Raw genomic sequence first — 17,984 nt, forward strand, 5'->3', positions numbered from 1 at the left:
ATGACCAATAAATCCTCCCCAGGGCTTGCCGCTTCTATGAAAGACAAGCTGATCCAGCAAGCCTTGGAGCGGCGCCTGCGCCAGACGACTAATGTCGCGCCAGGACCTTCGCTGGAGGGCGTGAACGGCGCGGTGCATAGCGTGCCGGAACAGTTTTATCGTTTCGATCAGCACCCCGGCTATCAGCAGCTGCGGATCATGCTCGACGGCGCGGCGCGTTTCGGGCTGACCAATCCGTTCTTCAAATTGCATGAAGGCCTGGCGGGCGCGGAAACCGTGATCCAGGGCGCCCGTTATGTGAATTACGCCAGCTACAACTACCTGGGTTACTCCGGACACCCGGCGGTGACAGCGGCGGCGAAAGCGGCCATCGATCACTACGGGACGTCGGTGTCCGCCAGTCGTCCGGTCTCGGGCGACCGGCCGATCCACCGTGAGCTGGAGCGCGAGCTGGCCGACCTGTACGAAGTGGAAGACGCCATTACGTTTGTCAGCGGTCATGCGACCAACGTGACGACCATCGGTTACCTGTTCGGCCCGCGGGATTTAATCCTGCATGACGAACTGATCCACAACAGCGTGCTGCAAGGTGTGCAATTGTCCGGCGCGCGACGCCTGAGTTTTGCGCACAACGACTGGGAAGCCCTCGACCGGGTGCTGAGCGATCAGCGCCAACATTTCGAACGCGTGCTGGTGGTGCTTGAAGGCATCTACAGCATGGACGGTGATTACCCGGACTTACCGCGTTTTGTCGAGCTGAAGAAAAAACACAAGGTGTTTTTGATGGTCGATGAGGCGCACTCGCTGGGTGTCATGGGGCAGACGGGCAAAGGCATCCGCGAACACTTCGGCCTGGCCGGCGGTGACGTGGATATCTGGATGGGCACCTTAAGTAAAAGCCTGGCCAGTTGTGGCGGCTACATTGCCGGCGAAGCGGCGCTGGTCGAGCACTTGAAGTTTCTTGCGCCGGGTTTTTTGTACAGCGTCGGCATGCCTGCACCGGTGGCCGCCGCGGCGCTGGCCGCCTTGCGTTGCCTGCGTGAAGACCGTGAGCGGGTGGCGACGCTTCAGGCGCGGGGCCAACAATTTTTGCAGTTGGCCAAAGAGGCGGGCCTGGACACCGGCACCAGCACGGGGCTGGCGGTGATCCCGGTGATTACCGGCAGCTCGCTCAAAGCCACGCAATTGTCCTGGGCCTTGTCGCGTCGGGGCATCAACGCCCAGCCGATCCTGCACCCGGCCGTGCCGGAGAAAGCGGCCCGTGTCCGGTTCTTCGTATCGTGCCTGCACACGCCGGAGCAAATCGCCGAAACCGTCAGTGCCGTGGCGCAGGAACTGCAAAAGCTATAGGCCGAGCATGCCCTTGAGGTAGCGTCGGATCTGTCGATAACGCGCGCAGCTGTCGAGCAGGCCAGTCTCGGGACACGCACTGTGTTCCGGGCTGCAGGGCATGCCGCGAACGTGCACCAGTCGCTGCACATCTGCGTCGAGCCCCATTTTCCGCTGCCCGGCTACTGAATGGTGCGGTCTGCGATCCACCACCAGCGAGGCCGGTGCGCGGCGTCCCGGTGCCTGCAAAACGTGCGGACTGATGCGCCACAGCGGTACGCCGTGCGCCTCGGCGCGCTGGTGCAAATCTGCCGCTTCACCGGCAACCCAGACCAGCAGTTTGCCGTCCTCGCGAGCCACTTGCGTCATCAGCTCGGTGTTGTCACGGGTGAACTTCACCCGGCCCCAGCGGCTGTTGAGTAAGTTGCGAATAGCCGGTTGTTGGCGTCGAGGCACGCCGAGCACCGTCAGTGAGCCGGCAAATTGCGCATCCTGATGTTTTTGCCGGGCCAGTTGACGGGCCACGGTCATGACGTCGCAACGCTGATCGGTCAACGGATCAACGTAGCGGCAATAGCGGATGTAGGCCGCAGCGACCAGTTGCTCAAGGGTCGGTCGTGCCTGCCGGCGCGGGATGGCAAGACGGTCGTCGGTCAAACCCCAGCCGGCAAAGAAGGGCAGCCCGAAGCACGTCACCGGCACGCCCTGAATCAGGGCTTCGAGCCCGGCCTGGCTGGTGGCGATGTACACGCGCGCGGCCCGCCGTGCCAGCGAAGCCCAGGACACCGGGCGACTTTCCAGCGTTACGCCGCGCGCCTTCGCCGCGTCGAGCAAGCAGCTTTTCTTGTGCCCGCTCATGCAGTCCGGATGAATCCTTACGCGGACGTCGGTACCGGGGTTTTCGGCCAGTGCGGCATCGAGCATGCGAATGAAATCGGCCTCGCACAAACCGCCGCCCGGAATCGAAAAGTCACCGTAGGTTTGATCCACCACCAGCACCAGCGGCGTGTCCCGACCCAATGGGTCATCGTCGCTCAGGTCCGGTGCGTTGTTGTATTTGCCGATGCAACTGCTGCGCATCAGCGTTATCAGCTCGTTGGCGGTGGCCAGTTCGTCGGCTGTCAGCTGCTGCGGCTGCTGGAGGATGTTTTCCAGCAGTGAAGGACGATTCGCCAGGTAATGAATGCCAATCGGATCGACCACCATCGACATCGGCGTATCGCCCTCGACCCCGAGGGAGGAGGAGCGCAGAAAACCGTCCTCTAGTGCGATGTAGGGAATGTCCCAGCGATTGCACAGCACCCGGGCGTGATCCGACGAGCGCTTGTAGCCAATCCCGGAAATCGCCTTGAGACCCTTGGGCTTTTTCGTGCCACGCCGCCACAGCCATGACGGCTTGCCTTCGGGGTCGAGAAATTCGGTCAGGTGAAATACCCGCCACATGACCCACTGGGACATGATACCGATCCAGCCCGGCCCTTCGACCAGCGAGTGATTCAGTTTGTCGCGCTTCATGGCTGTGACTTCAGTGAGCGGCGCATGTTCACCACCGCAGGGAAGGGCAGCAACCGGCCGAGCCAATTCATGGGTGTAGTGTGCCCCCGGACGAAACCTTGCTGAATGTAGAGCTGTTGGGCGCTCCGATTTTTCACCTGAACCTCAAGTTCAACCCTGTCATAGCCTGCTTGGCGGGCTTGCCTGAATGTCTCTGTCAGCAGCGCGGTGGCTACGCCTTGATGGCGTGCCGGTTTGATCACGTGCAAGCCATACAGGTAGAACCCGTAATACCACTCGCGGTATTCAGCAATGATAAACAGCAGGTAGCGCACACCGCCGCGAAGACGGCCGAACTCATCCCGGAAAGGGCCGAAACCTGGCGAGAACGGTCCGCGTCGATGGTGCTTGAACGCGACATAACCGAGCGCGGTGGGGCCGCGATAGGCAATCAGAATCCGGTCCCAATTGATCGCCCGGACCAGCAGCCGATAGCGGCAGGCTTCATCACCGAGGATAAAGGCCAGCGAACTACGCCCCGAGGTGATCAGCCGCGCAATCGCCTCATTGCGCTCCGGCAAACCGGAGCCGAGGACGATTCGTAGCGGCTCTAGGGCAATCTCAGTCATGGAGGGCGGTCTGGGCGTGGCTCAGCGGTTTGCTGATCGTCTTGGCACGACACAGCTGGTCGACGAACGTCCTGGCCAGGTGTTCGACCGCCAGTGACGTGGCCGCGCGGCTGCTGAACGCCTTGTTGGACCAGATGAAGTAGTCGGTATCGCCATCCGGCGCACCGAGTGCGGCATACACCTGGGGCAGAATCGGCACGTGGTCGCCAAAAAAACACAGCCCGGTCGGGGTCGACCGCGACATCAGACACTCGCGCAATTGGCCGAGCATCCGGTCGGCGTTGCTGACGTGCCGCAGGTACGGCGCCAGATCGCGCAGGTCATCCAGCAGCGGGCGGTCGAACCAGGTCGGCAATTCTGCGGCATCGACGGTTTCCAGTTGCAGCGGGCCGTGGTTTTCCATGGTCACTGCGTGGATGTACAACGGCTGAGTGCGGGCGCTGTCGTTGAGCAATTCAGTGATCTTGTCAGCCACCGCACAATCGCCAATGAACGGCCCGGCTTTTTGTGAATCGTTGAAGCTGCGCTGGTCGATGAACTCATCAAAACCCAGCGCCGGCAGCACCTGGTCGCGACCGTAAAAACTACCGTCGTACGGGTGAATGCACACGGTGCGGTAGCCCTTGCGTTTCATTTCGGCGGCAATGCTCGGTAACCCTTGGCGCGCCAGGTGGCGATACGGGTTGAAGCGGTGTACGCCGAGCTTGTCACCTGCAATCCCGGTAAGAAAGGCGAACTCGGTGCGCACGGTATTGGCGCCCCAGGCCGCGACTTGCAGGCGACCGTGTGCCAGCGCTTCACCGCGCAACACGTCGTAGTGACTCAACACCTGCTCGCGGATGCCCGGCCACAACCGGCGAATATCGAAAAACGACTCACTCTGCACGGACACCAGATCCGGCAGTACGGTGCCCATCGTGGCGGGCGCCTGACGCGGATCGAGGGCGAACGGCGAGTGCAATTGCTCGATAGCGACCTTGCGTCGTGCTGCGTGAAAATAGGTCCACAAACTGGCGGCCAGACCCCAGCGGGTCAAATCCAGGTTGGCATCGTAAGTCGGTTGCAGTGGCTTGATGCCGCCGAGAATCAGCAACAGCACGGCGCTTGCCAGAGTCTCGAGACCAACGTGTAACGCCTGCGGGGCAGCACGCTCGAAATACAGTCCGCACGCAAGATAGGCAATAAACGCCAAGGCCAGCACGATGGTCTTGGCGATGCCGAAGAAGGGCAGGTACAGGCGTGGAAAACGCACCGCGTCGCTAAAGTATTCAAAGTCTGCACACACAAACGGTTCACGCAGTGAGTGATACTTGGCGTTGCTCACCATTACGATCAGCAGCCACAAGGCGAGGGCGTTCACCGCGCTGAAATATGGGCGCCCGGTGATCGTGTACAGCACCGCCACCGCAAACAGCCACACCCCGGCATGCAGCAGCCAGTTGCGCAGTGGACGACGCAACGTCGGGCGCGGAATCAGCAACGCTTCGAGAAGACAGGTCAGGACAAACCCGCCAGCGATGACCCAGGTAAAAGGACTGTTCAAGAAATCAGGCACCGTAGTCCAGCCATCGCAAAATCACAGACGACATCCGCGGGGGAATCACACCCAGGGCCCAGCATCCGAGGTTCAAAGGGAAGGGGAAACTGATTCGTGCCTGGTTGGCTGCCAGGCCGCGACGGATCCGCTGCGCGGCTTTGTCCGGATTCCACAGCAGCGGTTTCGGTCCAGGCATTTCAAAGCACATTTTCGATTCGACATAACCCGGCATGATCACATTGATCCGCACGCCGTCAGCGGCGACCAGGTCACGCATGGCTTCGCCGTAAGCCTTTATTGCCGCTTTGCTGGCGCTGTAGCTGGGTGTAGCGGGCAGCCCGCGCCAACCGGCGAGGGAACTGAACAGCGCGATTTGGCCGTGCTTACGAGCGCGCATGGCCGGCAACGCCGCCTGCACGGTGGCGATGGCCGCCATGACGTTCACTTCGATCACTGCCTGGGACAGCTCCCAGACTTCATCTTCCGAGTTGGGACCCGCAGCGGTATTGAGCCCGGCACCGACAATGATCAGGTCAGGCTGCTCGGTTTGGCTGATCCGGGTCATCCATTCGCGCACCGCCACCAGGTCCTGAACATCGAGCGCGTGCAGGATGACCCGAGCGCCGGCAGCGCGGCATTGCGCAGCCATTTCTTCCAGGCGCTCAGTGCGCCGGCCTTGCAGAATCAGGGTCACACCCGGCGCAGCATACGCCGGTGCCAGCGCGCCGCCGATGCCACCCGTGGCCCCGGTGATAAGGATGCAGCGTGGGTTTTTGTGCAGCGTCATAGGTACCGTTCAATCTTTGAGGTTTTGGCCATCAGCACTTCCAGCGAATTGTTCACGGCCATGTCGATACCGCAGCGCGTATAGAAGCCGCCGTTGACCTGGGTGGTGTGAATCACTGTGCTGCGAAAGCGCTGGAACAGCGTGGTGTCTGGCGGTTCTGGCGTGTGCCAGAAATCGTCGAGGCTGCCTTGGTGGGTGAGCCCCTTGAGGTTATAGATCGGGTCGCTGAGGGCGATGGTCGGCACGTTGTGCATCAGTGACGAACCGCCGACGGTGCTGTTGACCGTGATCACGCCCGCGACGTGGGACAGCAACGTTGGCATGTGGCCGCTTTCGAGGAAGTCCACGCGATCGGCGATGCCGAGTTTGTGGGCAATGCGCCGGGTGATACGGTCATAGTTGACGATGCCCGGGGTCAGGGGATGATTCTTGACCACCAGGCGCGTGTCACTGCTGGCATGGCGGGCGAACGAACCCATTACATGCTTCAACACATCCTTCATGTGCTTGAACGGCGAGTGATCGCGGATCTGCGCATCGCTGTCCAGCTGCAGTGGCAACAAGAAAGTGCGATGGCGATTGCGTGCCACTTCACTGATGACTTCGGAATCGCGGCCCTTGGCACTGACCAGGCGAATGCCCTGGCGAATGTAGCCGGCATACTCCACTGCCGCGTTGAACGGCGCATGGGTTTTGTAGTGGGGGAACATCACTTTATTCAGTGCACCACCGACGTGATACATCACATCGTGGAAGGCCCGGGAGGCAAAGGACAGGCGAAACGATTTGCCGTTGTTATAACGGGGGATGTACTTGCCCACTTCCCGATACCAGTCTGGATCACGGGGCAGCAGCGAGTGATTGTTCACGCCATTTCGCTCAAGGGTAATCCAGTAGGGGCGGAAGTAACCCTCTTCGAATACGTGAACGCGAATGCCCAGCGACCTGGCCAGTTCCACCGCCGGCTGATGCACCGGACGGCAGTCGCCGAACAACACCACGTCGGTAATATGCTCCGCCCTGAAACATTGGCTGTAGAAGTCCATCAGCTGCTCGGGGCGGGCGGAATAAAATACCCGCGCGCCGCTGCCGTACAGGGTGTCACCCATGTTGAAGTTGACCGACTTGACCAGCTGTCCCTCGGCCCGCAGTGCCTGCACCAGACGTGCGAAAAACGGCGAACTGACACCCTGCAGAAACAGGTATGAGTTGCGCGGCTTCACCGAGACCGGACGTTGGAAACGTTCGACAGGGACTACGAGTTTCTTGGGCGTGGTTTCAAAGCGCTGAGGAGCAAACGCTGAATCATCTCTCGCCATGTTGGAAGTCTTCCTTGCGTATGTACTTCATCCCAGTTTTGAATCTCGACTAACGTGCGTTCGGGGGTGGTAAATTTTCGAGTGATGCGGCTGACATAGATCGGGTAGCGGATCAGGGTCGCGGCCACCAATTCGTCCAGGCTCAGGCGCCGGGTGCGGCGCGCCTGGACCTCAGTGCTCATGCCCAGATCCCGGGTCAGACCCCAGCCGGCATAAAACGGCTGGCCGTAGGTGGTCACCGGTACGCCGCGCAACAAGGCTTCGAAGCCCGATTGCGAGGTCAATACGTGCACTTCATCAACCTCGCATAACAGCTGGTGGAAGGGCACATCGCCCACGACCTGATTGCACCAATCACTGGTGCGTTCTTCGTCTTCGCCTGCCTCACGAGTGCCGGCTAATACTTCAGGGTGCGGCTTGTACAACAGCCACGCCAACGGATGGCGCTCGCGCACCGCCTTGAGCAAATCAAGATTGCGCCGGATCCGGTGCGCGCCGTAGCGAATCGAGGCGTCGGATTCGACCTGACCCGGTACCAAAATCACTTTCTCGACACCGGCGGGGCGTTTCCACGTGGTGCCGGGTAAGTTGTATTTGGTGACGCCGGCGGCGCAGATCGCTTCACGCAGTGTCGCGGCCCGTTGCAGCAAACCTGAACTCCACGGTTCGTTCTGCAAGAGGTGTTCCAGGCGCGAAGGACGGGTGGCGTCGTAGTAAATGCCCAGGTCGTCGAACACCCACGACAGTGGACGGGTTTTCTTCGCACCCAGGCCGACGGAGCGGAGGAAGCCGTCTTCGACGCGGCCGAGGTGTTTGCCAACCTTCTTCGTCAATGACGTGTCGTGTTGACAGCCCCATGTGATGACCGGTGTGGCAAGACGACGTCGGGAGAAACGTCCAAGGAACCGAATGGATGATCCGTTGAAAAAATCCAGCACCAGTGGATGCTTCCACTTGCTGAAGCCAACCACTTGCAAGCTCTCTGGCAGCCGACTGCGCATTCTTCGTTGAAGGCCCAACCATGCCAGCACGGTCTCCGGTTCGCACGGCGCACCCGTTTCCGGGTCGACGTAGCGTGGGTACTCCACCAGCGCGGCATGCAGCAATTGTTCAAGACTCACCGGTTGGCGTCGCACAGGCGTGGGCAGGGCATCGATGGTCAAACCCCAACCGGCATAGAACGGCATGCCAAAGGTGTGCACGGGTACGTCCCACAACAGTGCATCGAAGCCCAGTTGTGAGGTCATCACGTATACAGCCTGGACGCTCGGCATCAGCTCGGCCGGGTGCAGGTTATCGCTGATCAAATGAACCCGTGGATGCTTGCGCAGCTTCTTCAGGTCGAAGTGACCTTGCTTGCGCCCGGCCACCACATCCGGATGAACCTTGACCGCCACTGTGCTGTGCGGGTGCTCCGTCAGCGCAGCCTCGAGCATGCGCTCGAAATCAGCGGCGGTGGCGCCTTGTAGTGAGGCATCGCCGAAGGTCTGATCAGCCACCAGAACACAGGGCGGCGGCAGCTCGCAGGCTTCGATGCGGGCACCGTTGTATTTGGACACGCGCTCCTCGCACCAACTGGCCTGCAAGGTATGGGCACGCAGGATCTGCGCTTGCGTCAGCGGGACGGGAATCAGTTGTTCCAGACGAGAAGGCGCGGTTGCGTCGTAATAGATGCCCACTGGATCGACAATCAGCGACAGCGGCGGGTCTTCGGCCCCGAGCCCCACAGAACGCAGAAAACCGTCTTCGACGGTGAGCAGCGGCAAACCGGATTCATTAGCCACGGCCTGCGCGTGCAAAGCGCTAGGCTTGCGCCCCCACGCAAGAACATCATCAGCCTGGGCAATGTCGCGCACCGTCCCACACAGCAGCCGATACTCGGGCAGCAAAGAGGGGAGGGTAGAGATCTGCTGCGCGCCTTTGGACAGAATCAGCAAAGAGCGACGCGGTGGAGCGGAATTGTCCATAAAAAACAGCGGATATCCATAACGAGCGCAATCTTGTGTCAGGCACGAAGTCAATGCGCGCCTGAAAGTAATGCTCAATCGAATTTGGCGCGAATGATAATACAAATGGCCCGTTGCCATACATAAAAGTACGAAGAATCTTACGATTTTTTTTCACCTTTCTGACGGGTTTTCAACATGAAAGGTGCGTGGTTCCACAGTCCGATCAATGGGTGATTTGCTTGTTTTTGATGCTTGACTATGTGGTACTGGTTCAGTTTTTTTCGATGGTGAATCATGTTTTATAACGACCGGCCGACAACTCATAAGGGAAGGAAATCAACATTCCCTCGCTGGCATTGAGCCGTTACCATATGCGCCTTCAAAATCAAGGAACGATAGCGTCCCCATGAATCACCTTCCAATTGCCAAAGAAGCGCTCTGTGCCCAGGCGCAAGCCATCAGTCAACTTGCAGAGCGCCTGGATGGTGAGTTTCAGCGCGCCGTAGAACTGATCCTCGGTTGCAAAGGCCGTGCAGCTGTATGCGGCATGGGCAAATCCGGTTTGATCGGCCAGAAAATGGTCGCCACCTTCGCCTCTACCGGCACCCCAAGTCTGTTCCTGCATCCGGCCGAAGCCTTCCACGGCGACCTCGGCATGATCAAGCCAATTGACGTACTGATCCTGATTTCCTACAGCGGCGAAACCGAAGAAGTCATCAAGCTGATTCCGAGCCTGAAGTCCTTCGGTAACAAAATCATCGCCATGACCGGCAACGGCCAATCGACGCTGGCCAAACACGCCGACATCTGGCTCGACATCTCGGTCGAGCGCGAGGTGTGCCCGAACAACCTGGCACCCACCACCTCGACCCTGGCAACCATGGCCATGGGTGATGCACTCGCCGTTGCCCTGATCAGCGCCCTCGACTTCAAACCGATGGACTTCGCCCGCTACCACCCCGGCGGCAGCCTCGGCCGCAAACTGCTGACCCGCGTTAGCGACGTGATGCACACCAATCTCCCCAAAGTCACCCGCGAAACCTCATTTCACGACTGCCTGCTGGTCATGACCTCCAGTCGCCTGGGCCTGGCACTGGTGATGGACAACGACAAACTGATCGGCATCGTTACCGACGGCGACCTGCGTCGTGCGCTGCTGGGCAATCCGGGTGTGGTGAATGAGCGCGTCGCCAGCTTCATGACCGCCAGCCCGCATACCGTGAAAGCGAATGCGCAGCTGAGTGAGGCAGAGGCTTATATGCTGGATCACAAGATTCGTGCGTTGCTGGTGACGGCAGAGGGGAGTGATGAGGTTGTGGGGGTTGTGGAGATCTTTGACTGAACATTCGCTTGAATGGCTGAAGTCAATAGCAATGGAGTGCCTGTTACTTATGAAAATTACTGATAAGTAAACAGATTCTGAAAGCACGCTTTTTGCTGTTTACAGAAAAAGCGTAGTGAAAAATAAAAATACTCCGTTGTTATGTATTGCGAGGTCTAAGTGTTATTCGAACATCCAAATATTAGCAACATTGGCGAAAGAAATACCATTGAAATTCACCCAAGTGCGCGTATTGATCCTTCTGTCAAAATTAATATAGAGGGGAATGACCACGTTCTTCGGATAGCTGAAAATACAGTCGTTCGTAACATGAATATTCTTTTTTCCGGTGCTTTTAATGTTATTGAAATCGGAGCGGGATGTAATTTAAGAGGCGCGTTACATATACGCCAAGCTGAATCAAAACTGCTGATTGGCGCGGGTACGACTTTCGTTGGGGCGCATCTTTTTGCCATGGAAGGTAAAAGTATTGTGATCGGTGAGGACTGTATGTTTTCCAGTGGTATATATGTTCGCACCTCTGATGAACATCCTATATACGATCTGCATGGGGGCGAGCGTTTGAATGGTCCTCAAGACGTTATTTTAGGCCGCCACGTCTGGATCGGTGAAGGCTCAACACTCGGCAAGGGGGCCGCTATTCCGGAAGGCTGTGTTATTGGCGCACGATCCTACGTCAGCAAGCGTCTGACAAGACCGCATTCGATTTATGCTGGCGCGCCGGCACGCCTCATGAGAGAAGGTGTTGTCTGGGATCGTCGGCTCAAGAAATCGCCGCTAGAGCCTTAATGGCTAATTGGTTCTTAACCGCCCGCTAAATATTTTCAGTGCTCGTCCATCGTTTTTCACGGTTAAGGGAGTTATCTGGAATAAGTGCATTAATTGGGGGTGGGTTAAACCGCTATTTAAAGTGCTTCCAAAGGCTTTTGTCTGAAAGTGCATACAGTTTATTACGATTTCATCTGTAGTAAACTGTATGCCAGTATTTTCGCTTGTCAGTCAGCTGATCTGGATAGATACAGTCGTCCTAGTAGGCGAACGTGTGGGCTCTTGGAGTCGTTAAAAAATTTAACTGGAGTGAGTTCAAATTTTTTGAATTTACGATCGTTGGAGGTTTTTCTGACTACCCAACGGATCAATCTTTGCTCAAGCTTGCTGGCGGCTTTTGTTGGGTGAGTCCGGGCTGGAGTATTAGTTACAGTGGTTTCAGTAGCGTTTGGTTGCCCATTTTCACTTTGTGCTCGCTGCAACGCAGCGGCGCCCATTTTCCAAACACATTGTTCTTCCAGTTTGTCTTCTGTTGGCAATATTTTTTTCAGACCCGCGCCGCCATAAGCATCCTCAAAAACAAGGCCGGCGAACATTTTGGCGTCTACGGGATGCGGATCACTGAAGAACTTCTCTAGCACGCGTAGAGATTTGACGGGCTCGATATCCAGGTTTTTCAAGCGGCTGCCAAAGATGCGCGCTGTTTCTTCAATGAAGCTCAGCGCACCTTTATGGATCCGATGAACTACCTCTTCACGTTTTGCCTCGGCTGCAAATCGGTCCATGAAAATCGGTGTAAGGCGGCCATTCCAATCACGATCCATGCGGACAAAAGACGTGTCCACGCTGCTAAACAGTGTCTCGTAGAGTGGAACGTTTCGGCAGAATGGATGGTGGGTATCGTGACGATCCACGAACTCACCCAGGTACCCTCTGATCGGCATGCCATAAGCGTCTACGCGCTTCAGTGCCTGACGGAAGGTCATCAGGTAGTAACCGCCAAACAGTTTCTTGCGATCAGTGAGCAGATACAGGGATTCCTGCATGGTGCCTGCGTACCCGATATCCACCAAGGCAACTTCACCTGAGTCCAGCAGGCCTGTTCCTTCAAGGTATTCGAGATAATTCGCCCGCTCTTTGCTCGCAGCAGTGACGATGAGTGGAAGAAGGTCGAGGAAAAATGGCTTGAGCATTTCCTGGTGTTTGTTGGTGACTATCGTCTCAAGAGTCAGGTTGTGTTTCGCGAGCAATTCGGTTGGCACATTTGCCGGATAAACACCAAAGCGAGACGAAAGAAGGTGTTGGATAGTCGTGCGTGCATAGTCCACTTGCAGCAAATCCATCACGCCATGTTCATCGCGTACCTTGGCGAGATTCACGGCTCTGCGTGAGCAGAGCAGGTAATGACTACTTGGTGCGTCTGGATAATTCTGGGCAATCCGATCGTATGCTTCCTTCATGATCAAGCCGTCGCGAGACAGGAAGTAAAGACGTTTCACGCCGTCGCGAATAGCTTTCTCCATCAGCCACTTGGTGTAGCCCAGAAGCATAGGACCTTGGCCGTAGTAGCCCAGGCGCCAAGGATCGCCGCAGAACAGGGTACCGCGTCGATGTGGCAAATACGGATTGTCATGGAATCGATTGCCCGCGACAGCAAGAATCATCTTCCAGTCCAGGGAGTGGCGCTCTTCATCGCGAGACCACGGAGTCATAAAGCTATCGCATTTTGCGAATACTTCAGATGCCTTGATCAAGTGGAACGGTTTGATGCCGCGTTCTTTGGCTCGCACCACGTCGGCGGCAACGTTGTCCCCAACGTGGAGAATTGTCTTCGGATCGACGTTCAGGTCTTCGAGAACGTGGTCGAAGAGTCTTCCGTTGTGTTTCTTGACACGGGCTTCGGACGATACATAAAAGCGCTCATAACCCTCATAACCATTCTTTTTAAGGATGGCTTCGAGGAAGTCGCGAGGAAGATACATGTCGGAAATGATGATAATTCGTTTGCCCAGGCTGCGAGCTTCATTGAAGGCTTTGAAGCCAGACAGCCTTGGATAGAGGATGTCCATTTCCATCTGCATTTCGAGCTGTTGAACGCGCTCTGCCCGTTCTTGGCCTACACCCGTTTGTTCTGCAAATGCCTTGTAGATTTCATCAATCCGAGTCTCGCCGTCACCACGTGCGATGGCTTCCTCGAAAGCAGCTTTTTCTGCGGCGCGCCGAGCGGCACGGAAATCGAGGGACGGAAGATTGCAAATCTGACGCACTTCATCCGACATGAATTCGAACATGTCTGAAGGAGATTTGAATGGTCGGTATAAAAGCGTATCGAATACGTCAAACGAAATGATTGGGTGCCGCTGAATCTGCTGTGAAAGCTCACGGCAATGATCCATTGAAGACTCTTCGTGTACCAGGTTGAAGTAACCAAGCTGCTTCAGGTATTCGGGTTCGCGTCGAAGATCCAATAGTGTTTTGGCTACTGGCTCATTGTCGGTCCAGCGCGGGAAGTCACCGGCGGGGCGAGTTGCCACTTCTTGAAGCCAGCCAGCATAACCTTTGCCATTTTCGAGCATTTGCACTGGTAGGTGCTTGGTGCAGATGGATGAAATGATCAGTTCATCACGCACTATCGGTTCGCCCGCGATGACCTGGGCAAAGAATTCATTCCAGTCGTTGGTGGTTGCGAATGGCGTGATATGGCTGGTGCCGAGAGTCAGCAAAGGTTTTTGCCAGAACGCTGCCTGATAGCCAAGGGAGGAGGAGATGGTGATAACGCCATCCATCTCAGGGACCAGCAACTGCGATACCGACGGGATTTTGTCGAAGTTTTCGAAGTAGGCAAAATTCGCAAAACGCGAGCGCAAGTAAGTGATGTTCTGCTCGGTCAGGACTGCACTTCGGGTCTGGCCGGACCAGTAATTTGTTACTACCAGAGCTTGGTTGTCCGGTATACGACCCATGATGTCTACCAGTACATCGAACTGGCTACGACGCCCCAATACGGAGTCGATCATAAAGTAGCCATCAATCTGCAATGGCAGCAGGATCACGCTACGAAAGCGTTGTTTAAGGTCGTTGATTGCCACTTGTGTTGGAGCGATGGAGCTCAGGAATCGGGCTTCGTGATCTCTCAGGCTTTCAAGGGCTTCTATTTCTGCAGGGCTTACAGACCGATTGGCGGGCGAGGTGCTATCGCCGAGAAGGCCTGTATCAAACGCGACAAGGTTGGCAAATGGCGCGCGGGAGAAGAAGCCGGGCATCTGATAAATAATGCGCGCCTTGGGAAAGATTTCTCCAAGGAGCGACATAGGAGATTCCCAGACGATAATGATGTCGGGATCAAACCCTTGCGGGATACCGGATTTGAGCAATTCGCCGAGACGCGCGAGCTCGCCGTCCTTGTGATTTTTGGCTTGATGTCTAAGCGAGCGCTCAAGGGTGTTTTCGCCTTCGGTCCAATCCAGCGGATCAATGGTAGATAGGGAGCCGATTGCATCGATATGGCCGTCACGCAATGCTCGTTCAGCGATGACCTGGCTAACGATGCAGTGGACGTTTACACCGGCATCACGCAATGCACTTACTTGCGGGACGATTGAGCTGCGAAGCGTAGCGTAACGAAACTCAGGATTGCCCAGCTCAATGGCGGGCTCCAGATAGAAAAGGACGTTCATTCAAATTCCTTGAAATCTGCTGGAGTGTTCTTTCCGGGGCAATCCTTGAGTCAGCTTATAGAAAGTCCAGTATGTGACATCCCTGTCTTTTAACTTGTTAGCGCTGCACAAAATTCACTGGCCCAACAAACACTCCACTCATAGGTAGATATTGGTTTGGATTGTCGCCATGACATGGTCGATGGCGGCAGTCACGTAATCTCTTGCTGTCTTTCTTGCTTAATTTGGGCTCATGCCCACGGCTCGACCGAGTACAAGAGTCTGTACGATTGGTCCAATGATTTTTTGCCACTCATACACAGCCGCATTGGTGACATAAATAGTGTCATCCGGCTTTAGCATGACCTGGCGGGCGTAAAAAATTGCGGCCGGATCACGCATATCGATACGCATCACAATGGGTTTGGCTGCTTGTGTCGGGGTGGATTCTCCCATCCGGAACACGAACACACCCTGTGGGTTTGCATTAGCTTCTTTCAGTCCACCCACAGAGCCCAGTGCATCTAGAAGGCTGGCGTTTTGCGCTGGCAAATCATGCAAGCCTGGCTCGCCCACAGCACCCATCGCCACAAAGCGCTGACGCGCACGTTCTAGAACCACTTCCGAATTTGGCTTCAGCACGAAGTTATTACCAGCCAGGACATCTTCGTAGTTGAAGGTGTTGGCTTGAGAACCATTGCGCACAGTGACATTGACCAAGTGCGGTTCCATCACCGGACCGCCTGCCTGGTTAACAGCATCAAGCAGAGTCAGCGGGCCTTGCAGGGTGGAGAAGCGACCGGGGGCTTTCACCGCGCCCGCTACCAGCACCGAGCCGGACAGATCGCCAACCAGATCTACGTGCGCCTGCACGTCGGTAGTCACGCCCTTGAGCTTCTGCCGAATCATGTCTTCGACCTGAATCAGGGTCATGCCGGCAACGAACTGATGGCCAACATACGGCAGGGAGATCATTCCCTTGTCGTCGATGCGCACTTTGAGTTGGGTACCACCCGTCGAGAGCGGGGCGAACAGGCCGCTGCCTTCCGGTGCATTGTCGGTGATCAGCACGTTGATCACGTCACCCCCCATCAGGCGCACACTTTGCGCCAGTGGGCTGGTGATTTTGGCTTTGGCCGGTTTGGTAGCTGGGCGCATGAACGGAGCGATGGTGTTGGCGTTGATGTCCACCAGGTCATACGCAGTGCTTTGGCTTTTGCTTTCAATATCACCTTTGTATGGGCCGGCGCCCGACATCACGCCGCTGCAACCAGACAAAGTCAAAGTCACCAACATCAGACCCGCAACAGCGCTGTTTCGCATGCTCAAGTTCAGGGGGCGAAGGGGCAGGCCAGAAATGGATTTAATCACGATGATCCTCGATCGATGCAATAAGGAAGCGGGCAATACCGTAGAGCAACAGCAGGGCCAGGAAGATGGTTGCCAGGTTGTAGAGACGCTCTGGGTAGAGTGCCATCTGAGGCGTGTTCGGGCTGACCACGGTAACCAGGGTACGAATCTTCTTGCTGGCTTCGATGCGTGCGTTGTCGAGCGCAGCAACGGCGGTCTTGTAGGTTTCTTCGGCGATACCGGCATCGAGGGTCAATTGCTGGAAGCGCGAGGAGATCACGTTGAGCTGATCGCCATCCGGGGCGGATACCAGCAGGCGTTTTTCGGCATTCAGTTGTTCGCGAATGGCATTTACGCGTTGCTGTTGTTGCTTGACCTGTGGGGAGTCCGGACGAAGCTTGTAGAGCATCTGGGTGAGCACGGCGCGTTCTTTGGAGTGCTCGCCTTCGAGGGTGTCGATGATGCTGGCGCGGCCTTGGGCCGAGCTCTTGCCGTCCAATACCTTGTTGCGGTTCTGGAAGCTCAGCAGTTCTTCTTTGCATTTGGTGTAGTTTTTCTTCGCGCCTTCGAGCTCGACTTTGGCGAAGCGCATCTGCTCACGGGCGATGCTGTGGGAGACTTCGTTCACGAAGTGCTCGCTGGCTTCCAGAATGGTATTGACCATCTGCTCTGCAAGTTCCGGGCTGAAGGCTTGTACTTCAACACGCAGCAGGCCGGTGGTTTCGTCGTAGTGGGCGGAGACCATGCGCTGGTAGTACTTGAGCAGATCCTCACGCTCGGTGTCTTTGTCCAGCCAGAAGAACGGGTCGTTGCGTTGCTTGCTGTATTGCTCGACCCAGTGCAGGCGATCTTCCAGCAGTTGCATCATGTCCATCGACACGATGTACTCACGCAGGTACAGGGTTTCTTCTCGGGAGGCGGGATTGGTACCGCTCAGCAGCATGCTGAGCCCTGGCAGCTGTGCGCCCGAGTTGTTACCGTCCTGGCGAACCACCACTTGCGCGGAGCTGACAAAGCGGTCCACGGCAAAAAAGCTGTAGTAGGCGATGGCCAGTACCATTGGTACTACGATTAGCCCCAGTGTCAGACGCCAGCCCTTGAATTTACCCGTACTGCTCATATGCTCTTGCATCCTTGAAATAAAACAATCACGCCACGGTCAGGGCGATCAGGTGTTGTAGGCCTTGATGCCCTCATCGACATCGTCATAGATCTGCACTCCGCCATCACGCACCAGCAGCACGACGTCACAGAGCTTTTTAATTTCGGGCATGCTGTGGGAAACCAGAACAACCTTTGATTTCTGCAGGCGTTCCTCGAACACGTCAGCGCATTTGCGCTTGAAGTGTGCGTCACCCACCGACATCACTTCGTCTATCAGGTAGTAGTCGAAGTCGAAGGCCATGCTCAGGCCGAAGGCCAGGCGCGAACGCATGCCGGAGGAGTAGGTCTTGACCGGTTCGTCGATCCAGCTACCAATCTCGGCGAAGTCTTCGACGTAGGCGATCTTCTGGCGCATGGCGTCACCGACCGCGCCGTAGACGCGACTGACGAACTTAATGTTCTCGCGACCGGTCATGGTGCCCTGAAAGCCGCCGGACAGACCCACTGGCCAGGAGATGCTTTTGTCGGTGGCAATGGTGCCGGAGTCCGGCACATCGGCACCGCCCAGCAGGCGGACCAAGGTCGATTTGCCAGAGCCGTTGCGGCCGATCAGACCGATGTTCTTGCCAGCGGGGATCTTCAGAGACAGGTCGCGAAACACGTGGCGACGGCCTTTGGGGGTCAGGTACGACTTGGTGATATTTCTGAGCTCGAACACGG

General features: G+C 56.8%; 13 protein-coding genes. 3 read left to right on the plus strand and 10 right to left on the minus strand.

The genetic code is table 11. The features are described 5' to 3' along the window. On the plus strand, positions 1-1,350 hold the full coding sequence (locus QF010_RS23570; protein ID WP_429534049.1) for an aminotransferase class I/II-fold pyridoxal phosphate-dependent enzyme: 1,350 nt from the start codon (positions 1-3) through the stop codon (positions 1,348-1,350). On the opposite strand, the gene QF010_RS23575 is transcribed toward QF010_RS23570, so the two are convergent. Genes QF010_RS23575 through QF010_RS23600 form a run of 6 tightly spaced genes read right to left on the minus strand, consistent with a single transcriptional unit; the run spans position 1,345 to position 9,062 of the window. After that, positions 1,345-2,844 (minus strand): capsular polysaccharide export protein, LipB/KpsS family, encoded by a 1,500-nt coding sequence (locus QF010_RS23575; protein WP_429534050.1) that lies wholly within the window; start codon positions 2,842-2,844, stop codon positions 1,345-1,347. The two genes, QF010_RS23570 and QF010_RS23575, sit on opposite strands and share 6 nt — an antisense overlap. After that, positions 2,841-3,452: a GNAT family N-acetyltransferase gene (locus QF010_RS23580; RefSeq protein ID WP_429534051.1), complete on the minus strand. Its 612-nt coding sequence runs from the start codon at positions 3,450-3,452 to the stop codon at positions 2,841-2,843. The genes QF010_RS23575 and QF010_RS23580 overlap by 4 nt, the downstream gene beginning before the upstream one ends. Next, positions 3,445-4,995, minus strand: a complete 1,551-nt coding sequence (locus QF010_RS23585) for an LTA synthase family protein (RefSeq protein WP_429534052.1) — start codon at positions 4,993-4,995, stop codon at positions 3,445-3,447. Before QF010_RS23585 ends, QF010_RS23580 begins: the two co-directional genes overlap by 8 nt. Positions 4,996-4,999: 4 nt before the next feature. Beyond that, entirely contained in the window at positions 5,000-5,776 is a 777-nt protein-coding gene (locus QF010_RS23590) for an SDR family NAD(P)-dependent oxidoreductase (RefSeq protein ID WP_429534053.1), read from the minus strand. Continuing rightward, complete coding sequence (locus QF010_RS23595; RefSeq protein WP_429534054.1) at positions 5,773-7,095, minus strand: capsule polysaccharide biogenesis protein; 1,323 nt, start codon at positions 7,093-7,095, stop codon at positions 5,773-5,775. The genes QF010_RS23590 and QF010_RS23595 overlap by 4 nt, the downstream gene beginning before the upstream one ends. Then, positions 7,032-9,062: a capsule polysaccharide biogenesis protein gene (locus tag QF010_RS23600; RefSeq protein WP_429534055.1), complete on the minus strand. Its 2,031-nt coding sequence runs from the start codon at positions 9,060-9,062 to the stop codon at positions 7,032-7,034. The genes QF010_RS23595 and QF010_RS23600 overlap by 64 nt, the downstream gene beginning before the upstream one ends. Before the next feature lie 388 nt (positions 9,063-9,450). Here QF010_RS23600 and QF010_RS23605 point away from each other — a divergent pair, with 388 nt between their 5' ends. Both QF010_RS23605 and QF010_RS23610 read left to right on the plus strand, forming a co-directional pair. After that, the gene (locus tag QF010_RS23605) at positions 9,451-10,386 is read left to right on the plus strand and encodes a KpsF/GutQ family sugar-phosphate isomerase (protein ID WP_429534056.1); all 936 of its coding nucleotides are present in this window, start codon (positions 9,451-9,453) and stop codon (positions 10,384-10,386) included. Between the two features lie 159 nt (positions 10,387-10,545). Beyond that, positions 10,546-11,175, plus strand: a complete 630-nt coding sequence (locus QF010_RS23610) for an acyltransferase (protein WP_429534057.1) — start codon at positions 10,546-10,548, stop codon at positions 11,173-11,175. Between the two features lie 206 nt (positions 11,176-11,381). Here the strand turns inward: QF010_RS23610 and QF010_RS23615 are convergent, their stop codons facing one another. From QF010_RS23615 to QF010_RS23630, 4 genes are all read right to left on the minus strand, one after another. Then, a complete protein-coding gene (locus tag QF010_RS23615; protein ID WP_429534058.1) occupies positions 11,382-14,831 on the minus strand; it encodes an HAD family hydrolase in 3,450 nt (1,149 codons plus the stop codon). A gap of 219 nt (positions 14,832-15,050) precedes the next feature. Then, on the minus strand, positions 15,051-16,133 hold the full coding sequence (locus QF010_RS23620; protein ID WP_429534067.1) for a polysaccharide biosynthesis/export family protein: 1,083 nt from the start codon (positions 16,131-16,133) through the stop codon (positions 15,051-15,053). Positions 16,134-16,173: 40 nt separating this feature from the next. Beyond that, on the minus strand, positions 16,174-17,280 hold the full coding sequence (locus tag QF010_RS23625; RefSeq protein ID WP_429534059.1) for a KpsE/RkpR family capsule polysaccharide export protein: 1,107 nt from the start codon (positions 17,278-17,280) through the stop codon (positions 16,174-16,176). Positions 17,281-17,328: 48 nt separating this feature from the next. Next, a complete protein-coding gene (locus QF010_RS23630) occupies positions 17,329-17,982 on the minus strand; it encodes an ABC transporter ATP-binding protein (protein ID WP_429534060.1) in 654 nt (217 codons plus the stop codon). Positions 17,983-17,984 lie beyond the last annotated feature (2 nt).

Origin of the sequence: Pseudomonas silensiensis (genome assembly GCF_050434865.1) — a bacterium.
Classification (GTDB): domain Bacteria; phylum Pseudomonadota; class Gammaproteobacteria; order Pseudomonadales; family Pseudomonadaceae; genus Aquipseudomonas; species Aquipseudomonas fluorescens_W.